Annotated in this window: 20 protein-coding genes; 5 read left to right on the top strand and 15 right to left on the bottom strand. The window is 62.1% G+C overall.

Going from position 1 to position 21222, the window contains the following annotated elements; translation table 11 throughout:
* Positions 1-105: 105 nt before the first annotated feature.
* The 4 genes from murA to ACYVKQ_RS22440 form a co-directional block, all read right to left on the bottom strand.
* Positions 106-1416, bottom strand: a complete 1311-nt coding sequence (murA, locus tag ACYVKQ_RS22455; protein ID WP_460677612.1) for a UDP-N-acetylglucosamine 1-carboxyvinyltransferase — start codon at positions 1414-1416, stop codon at positions 106-108.
* A gap of 17 nt (positions 1417-1433) precedes the next feature.
* Positions 1434-2177 (bottom strand): DUF4290 domain-containing protein, encoded by a 744-nt coding sequence (locus tag ACYVKQ_RS22450; RefSeq protein ID WP_460677611.1) that lies wholly within the window; start codon positions 2175-2177, stop codon positions 1434-1436.
* A 237-nt stretch (positions 2178-2414) separates the two neighbouring features.
* On the bottom strand, positions 2415-4655 hold the full coding sequence (locus tag ACYVKQ_RS22445) for an ATP-dependent helicase (RefSeq protein WP_460677616.1): 2241 nt from the start codon (positions 4653-4655) through the stop codon (positions 2415-2417).
* Positions 4656-4787: 132 nt separating this feature from the next.
* Positions 4788-5978 carry a hypothetical protein gene (locus tag ACYVKQ_RS22440; RefSeq protein ID WP_460677610.1) on the bottom strand — a complete coding sequence of 397 codons (1191 nt, stop codon included), beginning with the start codon at positions 5976-5978 and terminating at the stop codon, positions 4788-4790.
* A 160-nt stretch (positions 5979-6138) separates the two neighbouring features.
* Between ACYVKQ_RS22440 and ACYVKQ_RS22435 the strand changes: the two genes are divergently transcribed.
* Positions 6139-6720, top strand: a complete 582-nt coding sequence (locus ACYVKQ_RS22435) for a DUF3109 family protein (RefSeq protein ID WP_460677609.1) — start codon at positions 6139-6141, stop codon at positions 6718-6720.
* A 189-nt stretch (positions 6721-6909) separates the two neighbouring features.
* Here ACYVKQ_RS22435 and ACYVKQ_RS22430 read toward each other — a convergent pair whose 3' ends face one another.
* From ACYVKQ_RS22430 to ACYVKQ_RS22380, 11 genes are all read right to left on the bottom strand, one after another.
* A complete protein-coding gene (locus tag ACYVKQ_RS22430; RefSeq protein ID WP_460677608.1) occupies positions 6910-8709 on the bottom strand; it encodes an alpha-amylase in 1800 nt (599 codons plus the stop codon).
* 208 nt (positions 8710-8917) lie between these two features.
* Positions 8918-10261 (bottom strand): acetyl-CoA carboxylase biotin carboxylase subunit, encoded by a 1344-nt coding sequence (accC, locus tag ACYVKQ_RS22425; RefSeq protein ID WP_460677607.1) that lies wholly within the window; start codon positions 10259-10261, stop codon positions 8918-8920.
* A 100-nt stretch (positions 10262-10361) separates the two neighbouring features.
* Positions 10362-10853, bottom strand: coding sequence for an acetyl-CoA carboxylase biotin carboxyl carrier protein (gene accB / locus ACYVKQ_RS22420; protein ID WP_460677606.1), 492 nt, complete (start codon positions 10851-10853; stop codon positions 10362-10364).
* Between the two features lie 34 nt (positions 10854-10887).
* The gene (gene efp, locus ACYVKQ_RS22415) at positions 10888-11451 is read right to left on the bottom strand and encodes an elongation factor P (protein ID WP_460677605.1); all 564 of its coding nucleotides are present in this window, start codon (positions 11449-11451) and stop codon (positions 10888-10890) included.
* A 180-nt stretch (positions 11452-11631) separates the two neighbouring features.
* Positions 11632-12645, bottom strand: coding sequence for a beta-ketoacyl-ACP synthase III (locus tag ACYVKQ_RS22410; protein WP_460677604.1), 1014 nt, complete (start codon positions 12643-12645; stop codon positions 11632-11634).
* Between the two features lie 110 nt (positions 12646-12755).
* Positions 12756-13700: a phosphate acyltransferase PlsX gene (gene plsX / locus ACYVKQ_RS22405; protein WP_460677603.1), complete on the bottom strand. Its 945-nt coding sequence runs from the start codon at positions 13698-13700 to the stop codon at positions 12756-12758.
* Between the two features lie 84 nt (positions 13701-13784).
* Positions 13785-14006 carry a 50S ribosomal protein L32 gene (gene rpmF, locus ACYVKQ_RS22400; protein WP_460677602.1) on the bottom strand — a complete coding sequence of 74 codons (222 nt, stop codon included), beginning with the start codon at positions 14004-14006 and terminating at the stop codon, positions 13785-13787.
* 57 nt (positions 14007-14063) lie between these two features.
* On the bottom strand, positions 14064-14642 hold the full coding sequence (locus ACYVKQ_RS22395) for a YceD family protein (RefSeq protein WP_460677601.1): 579 nt from the start codon (positions 14640-14642) through the stop codon (positions 14064-14066).
* Positions 14643-14674: 32 nt separating this feature from the next.
* Positions 14675-15043 (bottom strand): helix-turn-helix domain-containing protein, encoded by a 369-nt coding sequence (locus ACYVKQ_RS22390; RefSeq protein WP_460677600.1) that lies wholly within the window; start codon positions 15041-15043, stop codon positions 14675-14677.
* 297 nt (positions 15044-15340) lie between these two features.
* Positions 15341-16360, bottom strand: coding sequence for a 4-hydroxythreonine-4-phosphate dehydrogenase PdxA (pdxA, locus tag ACYVKQ_RS22385; RefSeq protein ID WP_460677599.1), 1020 nt, complete (start codon positions 16358-16360; stop codon positions 15341-15343).
* A gap of 185 nt (positions 16361-16545) precedes the next feature.
* Positions 16546-17994 (bottom strand): leucyl aminopeptidase family protein, encoded by a 1449-nt coding sequence (locus tag ACYVKQ_RS22380; protein ID WP_460677598.1) that lies wholly within the window; start codon positions 17992-17994, stop codon positions 16546-16548.
* A 140-nt stretch (positions 17995-18134) separates the two neighbouring features.
* On the opposite strand from ACYVKQ_RS22380, the gene rsmA reads away from it, so the two are divergent.
* The 4 genes from rsmA to greA all read left to right on the top strand — a co-directional run bounded on the left by rsmA (position 18135) and on the right by greA (position 21181).
* The gene (gene rsmA / locus ACYVKQ_RS22375; RefSeq protein WP_460677597.1) at positions 18135-18938 is read left to right on the top strand and encodes a 16S rRNA (adenine(1518)-N(6)/adenine(1519)-N(6))-dimethyltransferase RsmA; all 804 of its coding nucleotides are present in this window, start codon (positions 18135-18137) and stop codon (positions 18936-18938) included.
* Positions 18939-18957: 19 nt separating this feature from the next.
* Positions 18958-19578: a hypothetical protein gene (locus tag ACYVKQ_RS22370; protein WP_460677596.1), complete on the top strand. Its 621-nt coding sequence runs from the start codon at positions 18958-18960 to the stop codon at positions 19576-19578.
* Between the two features lie 4 nt (positions 19579-19582).
* The gene (locus ACYVKQ_RS22365; protein WP_460677595.1) at positions 19583-20536 is read left to right on the top strand and encodes an NAD(P)-dependent oxidoreductase; all 954 of its coding nucleotides are present in this window, start codon (positions 19583-19585) and stop codon (positions 20534-20536) included.
* Positions 20537-20710: 174 nt separating this feature from the next.
* Positions 20711-21181 (top strand): transcription elongation factor GreA, encoded by a 471-nt coding sequence (greA, locus tag ACYVKQ_RS22360; RefSeq protein ID WP_460677594.1) that lies wholly within the window; start codon positions 20711-20713, stop codon positions 21179-21181.
* The last annotated feature ends 41 nt before the right edge of the window (positions 21182-21222 follow it).

The following is a 21222-nucleotide window of genomic DNA, read 5'->3' as shown; positions in this document are numbered from 1 at the left end:
ATCGGTAAAGCAGAAGCGCCGACCTACCGGCCGGCGCTTCTCAAGTTTTGGGTAAGGACAAGCCGGTAGGGGCGGGGCTTTTTCCAGTTCAGGCGACAAGCAGCCTTAGCCGACACGCTTGATCTGGGCGCCAAGGGCCTGTAGGCGGCCTTCGATGTTCTGGTAGCCGCGGTCGATCTGCTCGATGTTTAGAATCGTGCTCTTGCCATCGGCCGAGAGGGCGGCGATGAGCAGGGCCACGCCGGCGCGGATGTCGGGCGAAGTCATGGTGATGCCGCGCAGCGCGTGCTGATGGTCGAGCCCGATGACGATGGCACGGTGCGGGTCGCAGAGGGTAATCTGCGCGCCCATGTCGATAAGCTTGTCGACGAAGAACAAGCGCGACTCAAACATCTTCTGGTGAATGAGCACGGTGCCCTTGGCCTGGGTGGCCACCACCAGCATGATGCTCAGCAGGTCGGGCGTGAAGCCGGGCCAGGTGTGGTCCGATACCGTCAGAATGGAGCCGTCGAGGTAGGTGGCAATTTCGTAGCGTTCCTGGGCCGGCACGAAGATGTCGTCGCCGCGGAACTCCAGCTGAATGCCCAGCTTGCGGAAGGTGTCCGGAATCAACCCCAGCTCGGGAATCGCGCAGTCCTTGATGGTGATTTCCGAGCCCGTCATGGCCGCCAGGCCGATGAACGAGCCGATTTCGATCATGTCGGGCAGCATGCGGTGCTCGGTGCCGCCGAGGGTTTTCACGCCTTCGATGACGAGCAGGTTGGACCCGATGCCTTGGATATGGGCGCCCATGCGCACTAGCATCTTGCAGAGCTGCTGCAGGTACGGCTCGCAGGCCGCGTTGTAGATGGTGGTGGTGCCTTCGGCCAGCACCGCGCCCATCACGATGTTGGCCGTGCCCGTGACCGAGGCTTCGTCCAGCAGCATGTACGCGCCGCGCAGCCCGTTGGGGGCCGACATACGATAGAAGTCCGGACCTTCCACTTTCAGGTCGCCGCCCAGCTTCTGCAGGCCCCAGAAGTGCGTGTCCAGCGGCCGGCGGCCGATTTTGTCGCCGCCCGGCTTAGGCAGCTGGCACTTGCCGTAGCGGGCCAGCATCGGGCCCAGAATCATTACCGAGCCGCGCAGCTCGCGCGCCTGCTTCACGAAGTCCGGTGTGTCGAGGTAGTCCAGGTCGACGGCGTCGGCCTGGAAGCGGTAGGTGTCCTGGCTCAGGCGCTCCACCTTCACGCCCATGCTGCCGAGCAGTTCGATGAGCTTGTTGACGTCGCGGATGTCCGGAATGTTGGAAATGGTGACGGGCTCCGCGGTCAGGAGCACGGCACAAAGGATTTGCAGGGCCTCGTTTTTGGCCCCCTGCGGCACGATGTCGCCGCGCAGCGGTTTCCCGCCGATTACTTCAAAAGCTGCTGCCATTCTATACTACGCGCCGGTTACTGCGGCGGCTGTTGCTGTTCGCGTCCTCCTTTTTTGCCCCGGCGCTTGTCGCGGCGCTCGTTCTTGCCGCCACCGCCGCCACCGCGGCGCTGCTCCCGCTCCGGGCGCGGCTGCGGCACCACGAAGGCCCCGCTGGCGCGGCCACCGCCGCCCCCTTGGCCCTGGCCCTGGCTGGCGGAGCCCGTCATCGTATCAAAGCCGCCGGCGGCATCCACCTGGGCCTGATCGAGCACCAGCTTGCCGGCCGAGAGGTCCTTCAAGTGACGGATGATGGTCACGTCCTTGGGAATGTCCTTGCTGTGCATGCGGTGCAGGAACTTCATTACCCGGCCAATGCTGATGGCGGCCTGCTCCCGGGCCGTGGCGTCTTCCATGGCCACGGCTTTGGCCACCAGTTCCTCCACGTTCTTGCCGTAGGGGCGCAGCTTGGGAGCTTTAGTGGGATACGAGAGGCGTTCGGGCCGGCGCGTGAACTGGTCAAGGCCAGTCAGCGCAAACGGCGCGTCCACGTCCAGCTGATTGCCGGTCATGGCGTAGAGGTGATTCCAGAGCTTGTGCTGGTAGTCCTGCTGCTCCCGTACGCCGGGATTCAGGCGGAACATCAGCTGCACAATCTGCTGGGCGCGTTTGGTGCGCTCGGCGCGGTCTTCCAGCGTGAGCAGCGTCTGGGCCAGGGAGTAGGTATTCTGGCCGTATTCGCGCACCAACAGCTGGAGCTGCGGGGGAAGGGTGTCAATCATGGATAGTCAGGAAAGGGTTCGGCGGCGCGGATTCTGCTACCCCAATAGGAGGGAAGGCCAGCCGAAAACCGAGCAGCGGATGGCTCGGCTAATTGATGGGCTAAATATACGGCAGTTGGCGCAGTTCGGTAACGAAAGAAATAGCGCGAACAAGTAGTTGGCGTATCGTTGGACAATGGACGTAGCCACGTCTGCAACCATACGCGAACCACAAGTCCGCGCTACTACATAAGCGGCTTACAGAATCCGCAGCTTGGCGAAGCTCAGCAGCAGGGTTTTCTCGCCCACGCCGCCCTCAAACTGGATGGTGGCTTTTACCTGCCCGGCCTGGTTTTCCATCTTGGTCACCGTGCCGAAGCCGAATTTGGGGTGCTCCACCTTGTTGCCGGCAGCCAGGTTGCTGGTGTCGGAGGGCTTGAAGTCGGGGGAGGGCACGTAGGGCTTCACCGGCGCCGCGGCGGGCTTGATTTTCTGGGCGCCCACCAGGTTGGAGCGGCGCTCCAGCACCGGCGCGAAGGGGCTTTCCTCCTGCCCGTACTTGAACTCGACGTAGGTCGGGTCGATTTCGTCGATGAAGCGGCTTTTCTCGCAGCTGCGCAGGTTGCCCCACTGGTAGCGGGAGGTGGCGTAGCTGAGCGTGAGCTTCTTTTCGGCCCGGGTAATGGCCACGTAGAACAGGCGCCGCTCTTCTTCCAGGTCGGCCCGCGAGGTAATCATCATCTGGGAGGGGAAGAGGTTTTCCTCCATGCCCACGATGTACACGTTGCGGAACTCCAGGCCCTTGGCCGAGTGAATGGTCATCAAAGTCACCGATTCGCCGTCGTCCTTGGCGTCCTTGAGGTCGGTGTCGGTGACCAAGGCAATGTCCTGCAGGAACGAGGCCAAGGACTTGTCCTCGCGCTCCGGGTCGTCCACGTACTCCTTGATGCCGTTCAGCAGCTCCTGGATGTTCTCGTAGCGCGAGAGGCCCTCGATGCTCTTGTCGGCGTAGAGGTCCTCGATCATGCCCGAGTTCTTGGCAATGAACTTCGCCGCCTCGAAGGCGTCGTCCTTGCCGGCCACCACCGCGTAGCTCTTGATTTTCTCGCCGAAGTCCACCACCGGGTTCGACACGCGGGCGGGCAGGAACTGGTCGGCGTTGGTCACCACTTCCCACAGCGTGTGGTTCGACTCCTCGGCCGCGTTGATGAGCTTGCTGATGGTCGTGTCGCCGATGCCGCGCTTGGGGTAGTTGATGATGCGGCGCAGGGCCTGCTCGTCGTTGGGGTTGACCGTCAGGCGCAGGTAGGCCACCAGGTCCTTAATTTCCTTGCGCTGGTAGAAGGAGAGGCCGCCGACGATTTTGTACTTGATGTTGAGCTTACGCAGGGCTTCTTCCATCGCGCGGCTTTGCGCGTTGGTGCGGTACAGGATGGCGAAGTGGTCGTAGGACAAGTGCAGGTTCATCTTGTCCTCGTAGATGCTGTTGGCCACCAGCTTGCCCTCCTCGTTGTCCGAGGCCGCCCGAATCACCTCGATGCGCGGGCCTTCCTCGTTGTCCGAGAAAACGCTCTTGCGCAGCTGGGCCTGGTTGTTCTTGATGACGGAATTGGCCGCCTTCACGATGTTCTTGGTGCTGCGGTAGTTCTGCTCCAGCTTGAAGATGGCCAGCTCCGGGTAGTCCTTCTCGAAGTTGAGAATGTTCTGGATGTCGGCGCCGCGGAAGGCGTAGATGCTCTGCGCGTCGTCGCCCACCACGCAGATGTTGCGGTTGCGGGCCGCCAGCTTGCGCGAAATCAGGTACTGCGAGTAGTTCGTGTCCTGGTACTCGTCCACCATCACGTAGTGGAAGATGTTCTGGTACTTGTTCAGGGCATCGGGGTGGTCCTTGAACAAGACGTTGGTCTGGTACAGCAGGTCGTCAAAGTCCATGGCGCCGGCCTTGAAGCAGCGCTGCTGGTACTGCTGGTAAATCACCCCGATTTTGGGGCGCATGGCCGCCTCGTCGTCCTGCTTGATAACGGGGTCTTGCAGGTACTGCTGCACCGAAATCAGCTTGTTTTTGGCCGCCGAAATCCGGCCCAGCACCGTGCTCGGCTTGTAGAGCTTGTCGTCCAGGTCCAGCTCCTTCACGATCTGGGTGATGAGCGTCTTGGTGTCCTGGGTGTCGTAGATGGTGAAGTGGCGCGGGTAGCCGAGCTTGTCGGCCTCCGAGCGCAGAATGCGGGCGAAGATGCTGTGGAAGGTGCCCATCCACAGGTTTTTGGCCTCGGGGCCCACCACCTTCTCGATACGCGCGCGCATTTCCCGCGCGGCCTTGTTGGTAAAGGTCAGGGCCAGGATGTTGAACGGGTCCACGCCCTTTTCCAGCAGGTGAGCAATGCGGTAGGTCAGCACCCGCGTTTTGCCCGAGCCCGCGCCCGCAATAATCATCGCCGGGCCTTCGGTGTGCAACACCGCGCCGCGCTGCGACTCGTTCAGTAGGTTGATATAATCCAGTGCCATTCGTCTTCTTGAAGCCAGCTGCGTAGCTAAACAACAAAGGTAAGGCGAAAGGTGCGGTGGGGGAAGTAGCGCAGCGGCTAATGTGGTTAGCCGGCGGAAGGCATTGCCGCGTGCGCTACCCTGCGCCTATTTCATCAGATTTCTGTTTAGGCGCAAGGTTAGCCTCAGGGAATCCTGACGCCAACGCCCCTGCAGGCGCAAGGAGTCAGGCTTGATAGCCTGGTAGACCCAGCGGCGCGGTTCCGCAAAATCGTTGGCTTCGTTGCGTGCTACCATCAGGAGGGCTTCGTCAGGCCGGGCCGAATCCGGCTCGGTCACAAACCGGTCGCGGCGCGTGGTATTGCGCAGCACGGCTTGAGCGGCCTGAAAATACGCCCGGGTCGGATACGCCGAGTCGGCGGGCGCAAGGGGGTGCCAGCGGCCGGCGGCCCAACGGGCGGCTTGCGTGGTTTCCCACACGCCGGTATAGGGCAAGACGGCCGCTTGGGAGGCGGCGTACTTGCGGGTGTCTTGCAGGTCCAGGGCAGTCGAACCAATCACCGTCAGCGTGAGCAGCACCCCCAAACTGCGGTACACCACGCGGCCACGCTTACCAAAACGGGCGGCCGTAGATGGCAAGGTGCGCAGCGTAGCCGGACGGTGGGCCACGAAGAACTGCCACATCCGGTCTACGTCTTGGCTGAGCAACAGCAACGCGAAGAACAGGTAGCTGCCGGAACCAATTTTGACGCACACGTCGAAGAAGATGTTGACCAAGAACACATTCAGCATGACCACGGCCGCAACGAACGCGCCCAAGGTGCGGGTGCGCTTAACCAGCAGCAGCACGCCCGGCACTACTTCGCCCCAACCCAAGAATTGTTGGTAAGCCGGCGAATACCCGAAAAACTGCCAGGCTACGCGCATGGACGTGAGTTCGGCCGGCGGCGTGTCCAGGTTTGCCCACAGGCGCGGAAACTGAGTGCCCAGCACTTTTACAAAGCCGTATTTCAGCAAAATAAGGCTGAGAAAGAGTGCCACCACATCGAGTACCACCTCCGGAACCACCCACCGCTGCCTGCGCCAGACCTGCCCTGCTGCCAGCGCAAGGCCCACCACGAAACCCCAAACGACCCCTACTTGCACCGCTGCCCATTCGGCCGGGGTATCGCCGCAACTAGACCGGACAGCTTCCGCCGGAGTCACCACGCCGGTAGCCGCTGCTAACTCGTACAGCAAAGGGCTCAGCATCAGGCCTAGGGCCACGCTGGTACTGATGGTGTTAAGCAGGTGCCACCCTAAAGAGGAGGTAGAAGAAGGAGGAACAGGGGAATTCATGGCGTATCGGGTCAAGCTGAACAATATATAAGTAATTGTCTATGTAATAATGAAAGCAGTTCAGGCGTCGCCATCCCCGGCAACGAACTTCGCTTATCCGGGTTCTGTTTCACACCGGAGTCGGAGCCGTATCTTTGCGGTCCGCTTTCCGGTACCCTCAATGATTGTCATCCAGAACACCATCGTCTCCGACGACGTCCGCGACCAGTTTTTCGTCTGCAACCTGGAGCGCTGCAAGGGCGCCTGCTGCGTGGAGGGCGACCTGGGCGCCCCGCTCGAAGAAGCTGAACTGCGCATTCTGGAGCAGGAGTACGACAAGATCAAGCCCTTTCTGACACACGCCGGCCGCCACGCCATCGAAGAGCAGGGACTCTACATCAAGGACTGGGAAGGCGACTACTCGACCACCACCATCGACAACCGGGAGTGCGCCTACGCGCTCTACGACGAGCGGGGCATTCTGAAGTGCGGCATCGAGCAGGCCTACCTGGCCGGGGCCACCACGTTCAAAAAGCCCATCAGCTGCCACCTGTACCCCATCCGCATCAGCAAGTACGACGAGTTCGAGGCGCTGAACTACGACCGGTGGGAAATCTGCAACCCGGCCTGCGCCTTCGGGGCCCAGCTGGGCGTGCCGGTGTACAAGTTTCTGCGCGAGCCGCTGATTCGCAAGTACGGAGAGCAATGGTACGGCGAGCTGGTGCAGGAGATTGAACAGCCCAAACCGACCACTACCTCGTAGCGCGGATGCGCTCGGCAGAGCTGCGCGGCCCGCGTGATATCCGGGCACGCGTCCAGCCTGGGCAACCGAGCCACAAGGTCTCTACCCAACGCCGCTCGGGGGTAGTAACCAACGCCGGGCATGCAGCACAAAAAAAGCCAGCTGAAGCAGCTGGCTTTTTCCCATTCACTCACAAAGGATCGGAGGGGCTTACTGCCACGTATCGGTGCGCGTGGTGGCGGTGCCGGTGGGGGTGAAGCTGCGGTTGGCACCGCCCTCCCAGAGCACGTTGCCCGCCGCGTCTTTGCGGATGTACTTGTACTGCACCGTCGTGCCCGAAGTCAGGTTGATGGTGCCGCGCCACTGCGGATAAGCTGCGCCGCTGAGCTTGATGGCGCTGCCCGTGTTCCAGCTGCCGAGCTGAGCCGTGCTACCGACCACGTACACATCCTGGCCGCTGACGGTGTTGCTGTACGTTACGCTAAAGGTCACGGCGGTGGTGCCGGTGGGCGGGGGCGTGGTGGTGCCGCCGGTGGTGGGTACCCACACCGAGTAGCTGCGTGCATTCACCGGGAAGGTGCCCGTGCCGGTGCTGTTGGTGGTGACGGTCGCGGTGCTGTTGCCGGTTTTGTCGGTTAGCGTCACGCTCTTGAAGGGCGTGGTAATCGTTTTGGAGCGGGCCGAGCCGCCGTCGTTGAGCATGACCAGCAAGCCAGGGTGGGTAGCGTCGCCGGCGCGCGAGTAAGCGTACACGTCCGCGTCGTTGACGCCGGTGTATTCATTGGCCACCCCGAAAGCGTGGGCTTGACGGATGCCGATGAGCTTTTTGATTTGCGCCCCCAGGCCGTACTCGTAGTAATCCTTGTAAAACACGCAGGGGTAGCCCTTTTCGCGGGTCAGAATGTAGGCGTAGGCCAGCATCTTCAGGTTGGTCACCGGCGAGTACAGCGCCCCGGGGTGGTCGGTATCGTGGTTGTCGACGAAGGAAACCGACAGCGCCCCGTTGGCTTCCGTGAAGCCGGCAAACTGCAGGCCGCGCATATCCCAGGACCCGTTGCCGTTGCTCATGTCCTGAAAGGTGTAGTGCAGCGGTACATCAAACAGGCTGGTGCGCCCGCCGGTGGCCGCGGCGTAGTTGTTCAGGTCCTGCAGGTTACGAAACCACGCCTCCGAGACGGCGAAACGGGAGCCTTTCACCGCGTCGAGCCACTGGTTGACGTAGGGCGTGTAAATGTGCTTGGTCGCGTCGAGGCGGTAGCCATCGAGCTGCAGCTTGCTGGTAATCCAGTTGCCCCAGTTGATGGTTTCGGTTTGGTTGGCCGGGTTGCCGTTGTACTGGATTTCCGAGCCCAGCAGGTTATCGTAGGCATCGTTGTTGGCGTAGGGCTGGAAGTCCCAGCTTTTCCACTGGTACCACCCGTTGTTGGGCGCCTGCTGCGTGCCGGTAAAGTTGTTGTAGCCCCAGCGGTAGGCGCTGTGGGTCGTACCGCGGCCGGGGTAGTTGAAGCGGGTGTACACCGCGTTGCCGTTGACGGTTTCCTGCGCGTCGGCCCAGGTCAGGTGGTTCATCACCATGTCCTCGTACACCTGAATGCCTTGGCCGTGCAAGGCCGTGACGGCGGCCTGCAGCTGGCTGAGTGTGCCATAGCGCGTGCGCACGGTGCCTTTCTGGTTGAACTCGCCTAGGTCGTAGCGGTCGTATACGCCGTAGCCCACGTCGGTAGCGCTGCCGCCCTTGTAAGCCGGCGGCAACCAGAGGGCCGTGATGCCGGCGGCTTTGAGTTCGGCCGCCTTGCTGCCTAGGTTTTGCCACCAGGTACCGGCGGTGGTGCTCTGCGGCACGTCCCAGTAAAAGGCCTGCATCATCACGCCGTTGACGGCCACAGCGGCATTGGTGGCCGCGACGGGTGCCGGGCCGGGAACCGGTGCAACAACGGCTTCTTTGCTGCAGGATGCCAACAAGGCTCCTGCTGCGAGCAGCCAAGCGGCTGCCGCATTGTACTTTTTCATACGGTGGGAATGGTTTGGTTGTGGAGTGGCGGCTAAATAGCAGAATTCAGGCGAAGAATCATAAAAAAATTACGCAACATTGAAATAGTGTTAAATGGCTATCAAAGCCAGCAAAGCCATAAATAGGCCCGGAAAGGGCAATTTAAGGCAAGAAAAAACGCCCGACTGAAGCTCAGCCGGGCGTTTTTCTTGTAGGTTGGAAGCCAGTCTACAGCGTCGAGAAATCAAACGACTCCAGGAACTTAGTAGTGAAGTTGCCGGCTTTGAACTCCTCGTCGTCCATCAGCTTGAGGTGGAACGGGATGGTCGTTTTGACACCTTCCACTACGAATTCCGACAAGGCGCGCTTCATTTTCACCACGCACTCCTCACGGGTTTGCGCCACGGTGATGAGCTTGGCAATCATCGAGTCGTAGTTGGGCGGAATCTGGTAGCCGGCGTACACGTGCGTGTCCACGCGCACCCCGTGGCCGCCGGGGATGTGCAGCACGGTGATTTTGCCGGGCGAGGGGCGGAAGTCTTTCGTCGGGTCTTCCGCGTTGATGCGGCATTCCATGGCGTGCATCTTGGGCAGGTAGTTTTTGCCCGAAATCGGAATGCCCGCCGCTACTTTGATCTGCTCCTTGATCAGGTCAAAGTTGATGACTTCCTCCGTCACGGGGTGCTCCACCTGAATGCGGGTGTTCATCTCCATGAAGTAGAAGTCGCGGTTCTTGTCGACCAGGAATTCGATGGTGCCCACGCCCTCGTAGCCGATGCTGGCGGCGCCGGCCACGGCGGCTTTGCCCATCTTCTCGCGCAGCTCGTCGGTCATGAACGGCGACGGGGCCTCTTCCACCAGCTTCTGGTGGCGGCGCTGAATGGAGCAGTCGCGCTCGGAGAGGTGGCACACGGTGCCAAACTGGTCGCCGGCAATCTGGATTTCGATGTGGCGGGGTTCCTCCACAAATTTCTCCAGGTACACGCCATCGTTGCCGAAAGCGGCTTTGGCTTCGTTGCGAGCGTCGTTCCAGGCTTTTTCGAACTCGTCCTCGCTTTTGATGATGCGCATGCCGCGCCCGCCGCCGCCCGCTGTGGCCTTCAGGATGACGGGGTACTTGATCTTGGCAGCCACCTTCTTGCCCTGCTCCACCGAGTCCAGCAGGCCGTCGGAGCCGGGGATGGTGGGCACGCCGGCCTTCTTCATCGTGTCCTTGGCCGACGCTTTGTCGCCCATGGCGTTGATCATTTCGGGCGAAGCACCGATGAACTTGATGCCGTTTTCGCGACAAATGCGCGAAAATTCCGCGTTTTCCGACAGGAAGCCGTAACCGGGGTGAATGGCGTCCGCGTTGGTGATTTCGGCGGCGGCAATCAGGTTCGGAATGTTCAGGTACGAGTCGCGCGAGGCGGGCGGCCCGATGCACACAGCCTCGTCGGCGAAGCGTACGTGCAGACTTTCCTTATCCGCGGTGGAGTACACGGCCACCGTTTTGATGCCCATTTCGCGGCAGGTGCGAATCACGCGAAGCGCAATTTCGCCGCGGTTGGCAATGAGTATTTTCTTGAACATGAGTTTAGATGTGAGAACAGAGAGCTTAGAACTTAGAAGCGGACGGCAGGTAGCCAAGTCAGCTTGCTAAGTTCTAAGCTCTCCGCGCTAAGCTCTGAAATTACATCGGCTCGATGAGGAACAGCGGCTGGTCGTATTCCACAGGGGAGGCGTTATCTACCATCACCTTCACGATGCGGCCGCGCTGCTCGGCTTCGATTTCATTGAAGAGCTTCATGGCCTCGATGATGCAAATCACCTGGCCCTGCTCCACCACGTCGCCTACGCCCACGAAGGGAGGCGTATCCGGGCTGCTGGAGCGGTAGAAAGTACCGATCATCGGCGCCTTCAGCGCGCTGGTGTTGCTAGGGGCTGCTTCGGCGGCCGGAGCGGCCGCGGCCGCCGGAGCAGCGGCGGGGGCGGCTTGCGGAGCCGGCGCGGCTACCGGGGCCGCGGCGTGCGGCTGCGGCGCGGCGGCCACCTGGCTCACCACGTGCTTGGTGTTGGGCTCGCGCTGAACCGAGATTTTGAATTCTTCGGTTTCAATGTTCACCTTGTTCAGGCCCGACTTCGCGATGAAGTCGATCAGGTCTTGCAGTTCTTTGGCTTTCATGGCAGCGGGGGAGGGCTTAGGCGACGCGTGGTCCTTATTTGACTCTTTCGACATAGGAGTAGTCGCGGGTATCCACGCGGATTTTCTGGTCTTGATCAATGAACAACGGCACTTGGATGCGGGCTCCGGTTTCCACGATGGCCGGCTTCAGGGTGTTGGTCGCCGTGTCGCCGCGCAGGCCAGGCTCGGTGTACGTCACCACCAGCTCCACGAAGGAGGGCAGTTCGGCCGTCAGCGGCTGCTCGGTTTCGGCGTGGAACAGGATGGTGGCCGTCTGGCCTTCCTTCATCAGATCGGCGAAGGGCACCATGGCTTCGGGCAGCACTACCTGCTCGAAGGTATCCGTGTCCATGAACGTGTAGCCGTAGTCGTCCTTGAAGAGGTACTGGTGCGGGCGCTGCTCGACGCGGGCCGTTTCTACCTTGACGCCGGCGTTGAAGGTGTTGTCAATCACCTTGCCCGTCTTGATGTTGCGCATCTTGGTGCGGACGAAGGCGGGGCCTTTGCCCGGCTTTACGTGCTGAAATTCCGTGATGACGTGCAGCTCGCCGTTGTAGTTCAGAACGAGTCCGTTGCGAAAATCCGCGGTGGTTGCCATGAGTGAAAGAAGAATTAGAAGTGACGAAAGCCGGGCCCGGTCTGGGAAAGCGCCTGCTTGTTAGTCGTCGGGGAGTGGGAAAACGATTGGGAGAAAACAACAACGTGCCGACCCGACTCGGGAGCGGGGCGGCACGTCGGGGGTGCAAGTATATGAGATTTCCGCGCCGGCCGCCTTGGGTTAGGCGTTCTGCGGGCCAGGCTTCGGGTCGTAAGCCCACTTCACGTAGAGCGCGCCCCAGGTAAAGCCGCCGCCAAAGGCCGCGAAAATCAGGTTGTTGCCCTTCCGCAGCTGGCTCTCATAATCCCAAAGGCACAGCGGAATGGTGGCGTTAGTAGTGTTGCCGTACCGGTGGATGTTCATCATCACCTTATCGGCTCCGATGCCCACCCGGCTGGCCGTGGCGTCGATGATGCGCTTGTTGGCCTGGTGCGGGACAAGCCAGTCAATGGTTTCGGCAGTCAGTTGGTTACGCTCGGCCACCGTGCCGGCCACGTCGGCCATGCCTTTCACAGCGAACTTGTACACCGTAGCGCCTTCCTGATAAGCAAAATGCTCGCGGTTGGCCACGGTTTCGGCCGAAGCCGGGCGCCGCGAACCGCCGGCTTTCTGGTACAGGAACTGCTCGCCGATGCCATCCGACCGCAGCTCCTGGTCGAGAATGCCGTACCCGTCGGTGCTCGGCTCCAGCAGCACCGCGCCGGCGCCGTCGCCGAACAGGATGCAGGTGGAGCGGTCGGTGTAGTCCACGATGCTCGACATCTTGTCGGCGCCCACCACGATAACTTTCTTGTACAGCCCGGCCTTGATGTACGAGGCGCCGGTCGCCAGCGCAAACAGGAAGCCCGAACAGGCGGCCTGTACGTCGAAGCTGAAGGCGTTGTTGATGCCGGTCTTGGCCGAAATGATGTTGGCCGTAGCCGGAAACACCAGGTCGGGCGTGGTGGTGGCGCAGATCAGCAGTTCCACTTCCTCGGGGCGGGTGCCGGTTTTGGCCAGCAGCTGCTCCACGGCCTTGATGGCCATTACCGAGGTGCCCTGGTTGTCGCCTTTCAGGATGCGGCGTTCCTTGATGCCCGTCCGGGTCTGGATCCATTCATCGTTCGTGTCGACCAGGCGTTCAAGTTCCTGGTTCGTCAACACGTACTCGGGTACGTAGGCGCCTATGCCGGTAATGGCAGCGGTCAGCTTCATGGGCAAAGAGAAAAAGCGGCAAAGAAGAGTGGGAGCCGCGTAAAACGGCCGCCAAGGTAGCAAAAAGTCCGGCCGAAAAGGGCCGGACCAAGCTGCGACTTACACTCGCATTAAGATTTGAAGGTTGCCTTGATTTGGTCGGCAATGCCCGATTTGGCCATTTGGAAGCCCTGCAGCAGCATGCTGCAGATAGCCTTCGGCCCGCTCACGCCGTGGCCGATGATGACGTTGTCGTTGATGCCCAGGATGGGCGAGCCGCCTACGCCCTCGTAGTCGAATTTGTGGAAGAACGGGTCCATGTTCATGCCCTTCTCCTGCATGATGTCGTAGAACGACTCCGAAAGCTTCAGAATCACGTTCCCCGTAAATCCGTCGCACACAATCACGTCGGCCTTTTCGTTGAACATGTCGCGCCCCTCGATGTTGCCGATGAAGTGAATATGCGGGTTCACTTTCAGCAAGTTGTAGGCGGCCTGCAGCAGGGCCGTGCCTTTGCCTTCTTCCTCGCCGAGGTTCATCAGGCCCACCTTGGGCTGCTCAATGCCCAGCACGTACTGGGCGTACAAGGAACCCAGCTCGGCAAACTGCTCCAGCATTTCGGGTTTGCACTCGGCGTTAGCGCCGGCATCCACCATCACGCCGTATTCGCCTTTCAGCTTGGGTACGAGGTTGGCAATGGCCGGGCGCATTACGCCCGGCACGGGCTTTACGCTGAAAATGGCGCCTACGAGCATGGCCCCGGTGCTGCCAGCCGAGCAGAAGGCTTCCACGTCGCTCCCGTGCAGGAGTTTGTAACCCACCGCAATGCTGGAATCGGGCTTTTGCTGCAAGGCTTTGGTGGGGTGTTCCCCCATGGCAATGACCTGCGTAGCGGGCACGAACTCAATATTGGCGGCACGCTCGCCGTGCGCGGCCAGCAGCGGGCGCACGGCTTCTTCCTGGCCGATCACCACGATGGTGGCCTGGCCGGCAAGTTGTTCGGCGGCCAGTACGGCTCCGTCCACGGCAGCTTGGGGGGCGAAGTCGCCACCCATGGCGTCGAGGGCTATTTTCATGAAAGCGGGATGAAGAACAGTCGGCGGTAATGTAAAACCGGCGGCCGGGTGAGGGCCGCCGGCTGGGCTAGGAGCGGGGTCGGGCTATTCCTCGTCGGTGGAAGCCGCGGCCGAAGCTACCGGAGCGTAGCCGGCAATAGCCACTTTGCCGTTGAGGTACAGGTCACCGTCCACTACGTAGGCGCGGTGACGCAGGTGCAGTTCGCCAGTGGTCTGGCAAACGGAGACCGGCTTCGGGTCGAGCTTGTAGTGAGTGCGACGCTTGTCGCGGCGGACGGCGGAAATGCGTCGTTTCGGGTGTGCCATGAGTGAAAATGAAAAGGTAAAGCGAAGGAAAAAAAGTCGGGTGAAAGCAGCGACGCCTTAGTTGAGGTTGCGCAGGGCATTCCACCGCGGGTCGGTGGTGTCCTCGTCATCGTCCTCGTCGTCGGCGGCCGGGCCGGTGGAGTAGATGAGCTTGGCTTCGGCGTCGGGGTTGTCGTCCTCTTCGTTCTGGAAGCGCGGGTGCAGCTTCTTCATCGGCAGGGCCAGGCCGATGTAATCGAACAGGTGCTGGGCCAGCGGCAGGCTCTGCGTATCGGGCGTTACCTGCAGCACATCGTCGTCGAGCTCCAGTACCTCGTCGCCGAAGCGCACGAGCAGCTGGTTGGTGACGTCGATGGGCTGGTCGAACTCGTCGAGGCTCCGGTCGCAGATCAGCTGCACCGTGCCCACGATGTGCGTGTTGATGACGATGCGCTGAGCGGTTTTGTCCACCAGCACGTCGGCGCGCAGCTGGCCGCTGGGAATCAAGGTTTGGTCGAACTGCTCAAAGAAGGCCTGATCGAGGTCAAACACGAACTCGTGTTTTTTCTCGCTCAGCGCGGCAATGGGCAAATCGTATCGCAGGTCCTTTTTCACGGAGTCGAGTCGGGCGGCAAAAATAGCAATATTTCGCCGCATGAATGGGGGATGAAGGAAGATTGGGCGCGGAATCAGGCCTTTTTGAGGATAAATTCCGGGCTGATACCCAGCCGCTCGTAGAGCTTTTTGGCCAGGTCCAGCGTCACGCGGCGCTTGCCGCTCAAGATCTGGGACAGAGCCCCGGCCGGCACTTCCAACAGCTGCGCCAGCTCTTTCTGCTTGAGGCGCATCTGCTGCCGCTTCAGCTCGATCATGTCGGCCAAAGTAGCCGGCAGCGTGGGTATCGGCAGCAGCCCGAGTTGGTCCTCGTAGGCGTCGATGGCCACGATGAGTTCCCGGAACTCGGCTTCCAGCGCCGCGTTGCCCTCGAAACCGGCGGCCACCAACGCGTCGAGGCGGCGCAAGGCGGTTTTGTATTCCGAAGGGTTGCTAAGCGTCATAAAAGGGAAGAAGCAAAGGTGGAGAAGCTAAACGCGGGCAAAGCCCATCAGCCTTTCCGGGTGCAAAGGTGCAGCGAAAATTGCTAAATCAAAAATTAAGTTTCGTTTTTGGAAAGATTGTTTCTGTATGGACAATAGGTAGTAGAGGGTGGCCAGGCGAAAAGTAGACTGTAAGCCCCTTATGTAAAGTGGCGTAGCATTCCCCTTGGAGTGCTACGCCACTGCTTGGCCATCTTGTACAGGCAGGGTGATTTCTTGCCTGCAGTACTATCAAGAAGGGCAGGTAGGCCCCAGCCGTTAACTCTGGGCTACCTGATCGGCGCGGCGGTTGCGCACCAAGTCGCAGGCCAGGTACAGGGCTTCGCGGAAGGAAGTCGGGTCGGCGCTGAATTTGCCGGCCAAGCCGTAGGCCGTGCCGTGGTCGGGGGAAGTACGGACCACCGGCAGGCCGGCCGTGAAGTTCACGCCCCGCTCGAAGGCAATGGTTTTAAACGGAATCAGGCCTTGGTCGTGGTACAGCGCCAGCGTCGCATCGAACTGCCCGTACTGGCGCGTGCCGAAGAAGCCGTCGGCAGGGTAGGGGCCGTACACCAAGTGTCCATCTTGCAGGAACTGCTGGATGACGGGCTGCACCAGATCCTGCTCCTCACGGCCGATCAGGCCGTTTTCGCCGGCGTGCGGGTTCAGGCCCAGCACGGCCACGCGCGGCTTCTGAATGCCGAAATCCTGCCGCAGCGAGTGCAGCAGCATGCGCAGCTTGCCGCTGAGCACTTCAGATGTCAGGCGGGCGGGCACGTCCTTCAGCGGAATGTGCCCGGTGGCGGTGGCCACGCGCAGGTTGTCGGCTACCAAGAACATTAGGCTGTCGTTGTTGGCGCTGAAGTGGTGGGCCAGGAATTCGGTGTGGCCGGGGAAGTTGAAGCCTTCGCCCTGCGTGTTTTCCTTACTGATGGGCGCCGTCACCAGCGCGTCGATCAGGCCGGCTTTCAGGTCGCGGGCGGCAGCAATCAGCGAGAGGCGGGCCGCCCGGCCCGAGGCTTCACTGGGCTGCCCGGGAGTCAGCACAAAGTCTTCCTCGTCCCAGCAGGTAACGGCGTTGATCTTGCCGGCGGTGATGTCTGTGGCCTCGCGCACCTGGCGGAAGCTGAGCGGCGGGTGGTGCTTATCCTGCGGAAAGTCGTCGAAAAGCGTGGCGGCCGTGCCGTACACCACCGGGGTGCAAAAGCGCAGGATGCGCGCGTCCTGCAGGGTGCGGTAAATGATTTCGGGGCCAATGCCGGCCAAATCGCCGGTGCTGATGCCTATGCGGGGAAGCATTCTGGGAATTTAGTGCTAAGGGGAAGCGCAGCGGCAGAAAAGTGCTGCTGGCATACTACTGAAACGTCCTGCTGAACGCCGGAGGGGCCGCGCAAAAGGAATCCGTCCGTTTGACAGAAGACCAGGGGCCGCAGCACGCGAGGTGTCTCGGCTGCGGGCCGGCGGAAGGTACTTAAAGTTCCGGTTTAAGCACGGCTGGTCAAGAAGTTGTATAACAGCCGCACGGCCGTACCTGTGCCGTGCTTGCCGCGGTACGAGTCGGGGGCCGTGAGGTAGGCCGGGCCGGCAATGTCGAGGTGAATCCAGGGGTAGCCCACGGCGAAGCGCTCCAGGAACTTACCGGCCGAAATGGCGCCGGCTTCGGCCTTGCCCAGGTTGTTGATGTCGGCAATGTCGCTCTTGATGTGCTCGGCGTACTCCTCCCACAGCGGCAACTCCACGATGCGCTCGTGCACGCGCCGGCCGGCGGCGGCCAGCTCGGCCATCGTCTCGTCGCCGCAGGTGCCCATGGCCACGATGCCTTCCTTGCCCACGGCCCGGGCGGCCGAGCCGGTGAGCGTGGCCGCGTCGATGACCAACTCGGGGTGGTACTTGCGGGCAAAGCTGAGCGCGTCGGCCAGGATCAGGCGGCCTTCGGCGTCGGTGTTGAGCACTTCCACCGTCAGGCCCGAGTGCATGGTCAGCACGTCGCCGGGGGCAAAGGCGGGGCCGCCGGGGCGGTTGTCGGTGGCCGGTACCAGGGCAATGACATGCAGCGGGACCTGGTTTTTGGCCAGTGCGTACAGCACGCCGGTCATGGCGGCGGCGCCGGCCATGTCGCACTTCATGATGTCCATGGAGCCCGGCGTGGGCTTCAGGCTCAGGCCGCCGGTGTCGAACACCACACCCTTGCCCACGAGCACGTAGGGCTTCTCGTTGCGGGCGCCTTCGGGCTTGTACTCCATGATGGTGAACGTGGGCGGCTCGGGGCTGCCCTGGTTGACGGCCAGCAGCCCGCCCATGCGCAGCGCCTCGATGCGGGCCTGGTCGAGGATTTCGGTGTGGTAGCCGGCGACTTCGCCCGCGGCGGCCATCTGCTCGGCGAAATTGGTAGCCGTGAGCTTGTTCTGGGGCATATTGACCAGGTCACGGGCCAGCTCCACGCCGGCCAGCAGGTGGCCCAGCGCCGTCACCTCGGCTTCGGCCGCGCCCACCAGCACCACGCGCGTTAGGTCGGCCGGCTTGCGGGATTTTTCGTCCGTCTTATACCCCTCAAACTGGTAGGCCGACAGGTACAGGCCCTCGGCCAGCGGCAGGGCGGCGTCGCCCGCAGTCGTCAGGTCGACGATGTAAAGTTCCTGCACCTTCGCGGCTTTCAGCTTGGCATGCAGCTGATGGCCGCTTTTGCGGAGTTGCTCGGCCGTGAGGTCGGCGGTTTTCTTCTCGTCCTGCACCACCACGTACAGCCGGTGCGTGTACAGGTTGACCGCGAACAGCTTCTGGTCGGCCGCGAGCTGGGCCTGGGCGTAGTCGCGCGCCGCGTCGGGCAGCTGCGGCACGCCGGCGGGCAGTTCTTGGCTGCCGACGGGCAGAATCACAACGGTATCGGCAGGGCCCTGGGGCAGCGCGGCGGCAGAGGAGAGGAGTAAGGGCATCGGGAAGGAATAGCTTGAAGGGCGCAAGTTATCGGGTTATGCGTAACCGCCGCGTAACCTTTCGCGAGTGGCCCCGGTGGGGCTTTCGTACTTTTGCCGCCCAAACCCGACACGCGGAGCCTCCCTCCGTGCACCTGCCCGTGGAACGCGTCACCCCCAAAAAACACCTGGGCCAGCACTTTCTGGCCGATCTGAACATCTCCCGCGACATTGCCGAGTCCTTGCGCCTGCCCGACGGCGTGCGGCACGTGCTGGAAGTGGGGCCCGGCATGGGCGTGCTCACGCAGTTTTTGCTGGAGCGCCCGGCCGACTACGAAACCACCGTTATCGAAATCGACCGGGACTCGGTGGCCTACCTAAAAGTGCACTTTCCTGCCCTGCAGGACCGCATCCTCTCGGCCGACTTTCTGAAGCAGGATTTGGGCAAGCTGTTCGATAACGCGCCGCTGGCCGTCATCGGCAACTTTCCCTACAACATCAGCACCCAGATCTACTTCAAGGTGCTGGAGCACCGGCAGCAGGTGCGCGAGTGCGTGGGCATGATTCAGAAGGAAGTGGCCGAGCGCATTGCGGCGGGCCCGGGCTCCAAGGTGTACGGCATCCTGAGCGTGCTGGTGCAGGCTTTCTACGACACCGAATACCTCTTCACGGTGCCGCCGCACGTGTTTGTGCCGCCGCCCAAGGTGCAAAGCGCCGTGCTACGTCTGACCCGCAATCAGGTGGAGCGGCTCGACTGCGACGAGAAGCTGTTTTTCCAAGTGGTGAAACAGGCCTTCAGCACCCGCCGCAAGACGCTGCGCAACTGCCTCAAGCCGCTGGGCATGCCCGCCGAAGCCATGACCGATCCACTGTTCGATAAGCGCGCCGAGCAACTCAGCGTGCAGGACTTTATCGGCCTCACGCAGCAGGTGGCTGCGCAGCGCCAGCAGGCCATGCAGGACTAGCCTTTCTTTTCCCCATCCCATGAAAAAGACGTTTATCCTAGGCCTGCTGTTCGTCGCGCTGGCTGCCTTCCGCGCCGCCGCGCCCACGTTTGAGGGCCGCATCGTATACCAGTACTCGTTTGCCGACCTGCAGGGCCAGGACATCACGGCCAAGATGACCCCCTTCTTCGGGGCGCAGCAGCACTACTACGTGAAGGGCGCCGCCTACAAAGCCTACAACGAGCAAAACGAGTGGGTGCAGCTTTACGAGCCCGGTCCCAACCGCTACCACTACTTCACGGGCGGCAAGCTGGCCCAAAGCTTCGCGGCCGGCGACGCGGCCAGTCAGGCCAAAACCACCGCGCTGAAAACCAGCGAAACCATTCTTGGCCGGCGCTGCCAAGCCCTGCAGATCGACGCCGACGGCGCCAGCACCATCTACTTCTACTCCCCGGAGGTGCGCGTCGACCCGGCCCCATACGCCCAGCACAATTTCGGGCACTGGAACACCATGCTGCAGGGCACCAACGGGGGGCTGCCGCTCAAATTCGTTAGCGTAAACCCCAAGGCCGGCTTCGTGATGACGGCCGTGGCCATTGAGGTAACGCCGCTGCAACTCAAGGCCGAGGATTTTGCCCTGCCGACCGCCGCTCAGAAGTAACCGCATGCCCCTGTTCCTTTGCATCGACGAAATGCACCCTTCGCTGAAGTCCCTGATGCGCGAAGCAGGCGTGCAGATTGATTACGAACCCGACCTGCTGCCGGCGGAAGTGCCGGCCGCGCTGGCCGAAAAGCCCTACGAGGGCCTGATCGTGCGCTCCAAGGTGCGCGTGACGGCCGACCTGCTGCGCCACGGCCCGCAGCTGCGCTACGTGGCGCGGGCCGGCGCTGGCGTCGACAACATCGATGTGGCGGCGCTGCAGGCAGCCGGCGTGACGCTCGTCAACGCGCCCGAGGGCAACGAGCAGGCCGTGGGCGAGTTTGCGGTGGGCACCCTGCTGGCCCTGCTGCGCAAAGTGGCTGCCGCCGACGCGGAGGTGCGCCAGGGCAAATGGCAGCGCGAGGCCAACCGCGGCTACGAGCTGCAGGCCCGCACCGTGGGCATCATCGGCTGCGGGCACATGGGGCGCTCCTTCGCCCGCTGCCTGCGCGGCTTCGGCTGCACGGTGCTCGGCTACGACCACGATCCGGCCGTGCAAGCCACCGACTACCTGCCGCTGGTGCCGCTGGCAGAGCTGCAGCAGCGCTGCGACGTGCTCAGCGTCCACATCCCGTATTCCGCCGAAAACCATGCTTTCGTGAACGAGGCGCTGCTGCGCGGCTTCCACCACAAGCTCTGGCTGCTCAATACCGCCCGCGGCGAGGTACTCGACCACGCCGCTCTCGTCCGGCTGCTGCAGGAAGGCCAGTTGCGCGGCGCGGCCCTGGACGTGCTCGACAACGAGCGGCTGGCCGCGCTCAAGCCCGAGCAGCAGGCCCGCTTCGAGTACCTGCGCACGGCGCCGCAGGTGGTGCTCACCCCGCACGTGGGCGGCTGGACGCACGAATCGTACCGGCGCATCAACGAGGTGCTGGCCGGCAAAATAGCTGCGCTGCTGCGCCAGCACGTAAGCCCCTGAGTTCAGCAGGCAAACGCAGCGGGCCGTAGCGCCTGCCCCTCCGCCCGCCCCGGCCGGGCTTGCGCACTGTGGCCCTGATTGCGTATATTTGCTGATGCCTGTTCGGGAGAACGGCCGGCACCGCCGGCCGTTCTCCTTGTTTTTTTACCTGTTTGCCCCACCACTCTCATCGTCATGGCTGTCAACTATTATACCGCCGAAGGCTTGCAAAAGCTGAAGGATGAACTGCAGGACCTCAAGATCCGCGGCCGGGCCGAGGCAGCCCGTCAGCTGGCCGAAGCCCGCGACAAAGGCGACCTGAGCGAAAACGCGGAGTACGACGCGGCCAAAGAGTCGCAGGGGCACCTGGAGCTGAAGATTTCCAAGCTGGAGGAAATCATCGGCAACGCCCGCATCCTGGATGACACCAACCTGGATACGAGCAAGGTGCTCATCATGAGCAAGGTGAAGCTCAAGAACCTGAAAAACAACATGGTGCTCGACTACACGCTGGTGGCCGAGGAGGAAGCCAATCTGGCCGCCGGCAAAATCTCCGTGAAGTCGCCCATCGGCAAAGGCTTGCTGGGCAAGTCGGCCGGCGACGTGGCCGAAATCACCGTGCCCGCCGGCAAGCTGCAGTTCGAAATTCTGGAAATCAGCCGGTAGGCGCCGCCGGAGCGTCGCTCCAGCCCCCGACCTGCACAAAA

It is taken from the genome of Hymenobacter coalescens, from assembly GCF_054783195.1.
The sequence above is the reverse complement of the archived record's forward strand: the minus strand, read 5'-3'. Positions and strand labels throughout refer to the sequence as shown.

Bases quoted from the DNA above. Each gene is read 5' to 3' on its own strand.
- ACYVKQ_RS22380 (WP_460677598.1), bottom strand. From the start codon at position 17,994: ATGCCCTTACTCCTCTCCTCTGCCGCCGCGCTGCCCCAGGGCCCTGCC.
- ACYVKQ_RS22450 (WP_460677611.1), bottom strand. From the start codon at position 2,177: ATGATTGACACCCTTCCCCCGCAGCTCCAGCTGTTGGTGCGCGAATAC.
- pdxA (WP_460677599.1), bottom strand. From the start codon at position 16,360: ATGCTTCCCCGCATAGGCATCAGCACCGGCGATTTGGCCGGCATTGGC.
- murA (WP_460677612.1), bottom strand. From the start codon at position 1,416: ATGGCAGCAGCTTTTGAAGTAATCGGCGGGAAACCGCTGCGCGGCGAC.
- ACYVKQ_RS22430 (WP_460677608.1), bottom strand. From the start codon at position 8,709: ATGAAAAAGTACAATGCGGCAGCCGCTTGGCTGCTCGCAGCAGGAGCC.
- greA (WP_460677594.1), top strand. From the start codon at position 20,711: ATGGCTGTCAACTATTATACCGCCGAAGGCTTGCAAAAGCTGAAGGAT.
- ACYVKQ_RS22440 (WP_460677610.1), bottom strand. From the start codon at position 5,978: ATGAATTCCCCTGTTCCTCCTTCTTCTACCTCCTCTTTAGGGTGGCAC.
- ACYVKQ_RS22410 (WP_460677604.1), bottom strand. From the start codon at position 12,645: ATGAAGCTGACCGCTGCCATTACCGGCATAGGCGCCTACGTACCCGAG.
- ACYVKQ_RS22365 (WP_460677595.1), top strand. From the start codon at position 19,583: ATGCCCCTGTTCCTTTGCATCGACGAAATGCACCCTTCGCTGAAGTCC.
- ACYVKQ_RS22435 (WP_460677609.1), top strand. From the start codon at position 6,139: ATGATTGTCATCCAGAACACCATCGTCTCCGACGACGTCCGCGACCAG.
- ACYVKQ_RS22395 (WP_460677601.1), bottom strand. From the start codon at position 14,642: ATGCGGCGAAATATTGCTATTTTTGCCGCCCGACTCGACTCCGTGAAA.
- rpmF (WP_460677602.1), bottom strand. From the start codon at position 14,006: ATGGCACACCCGAAACGACGCATTTCCGCCGTCCGCCGCGACAAGCGT.
- ACYVKQ_RS22370 (WP_460677596.1), top strand. From the start codon at position 18,958: ATGAAAAAGACGTTTATCCTAGGCCTGCTGTTCGTCGCGCTGGCTGCC.
- ACYVKQ_RS22390 (WP_460677600.1), bottom strand. From the start codon at position 15,043: ATGACGCTTAGCAACCCTTCGGAATACAAAACCGCCTTGCGCCGCCTC.
- accB (WP_460677606.1), bottom strand. From the start codon at position 10,853: ATGAAAGCCAAAGAACTGCAAGACCTGATCGACTTCATCGCGAAGTCG.
- plsX (WP_460677603.1), bottom strand. From the start codon at position 13,700: ATGAAAATAGCCCTCGACGCCATGGGTGGCGACTTCGCCCCCCAAGCT.
- efp (WP_460677605.1), bottom strand. From the start codon at position 11,451: ATGGCAACCACCGCGGATTTTCGCAACGGACTCGTTCTGAACTACAAC.
- accC (WP_460677607.1), bottom strand. From the start codon at position 10,261: ATGTTCAAGAAAATACTCATTGCCAACCGCGGCGAAATTGCGCTTCGC.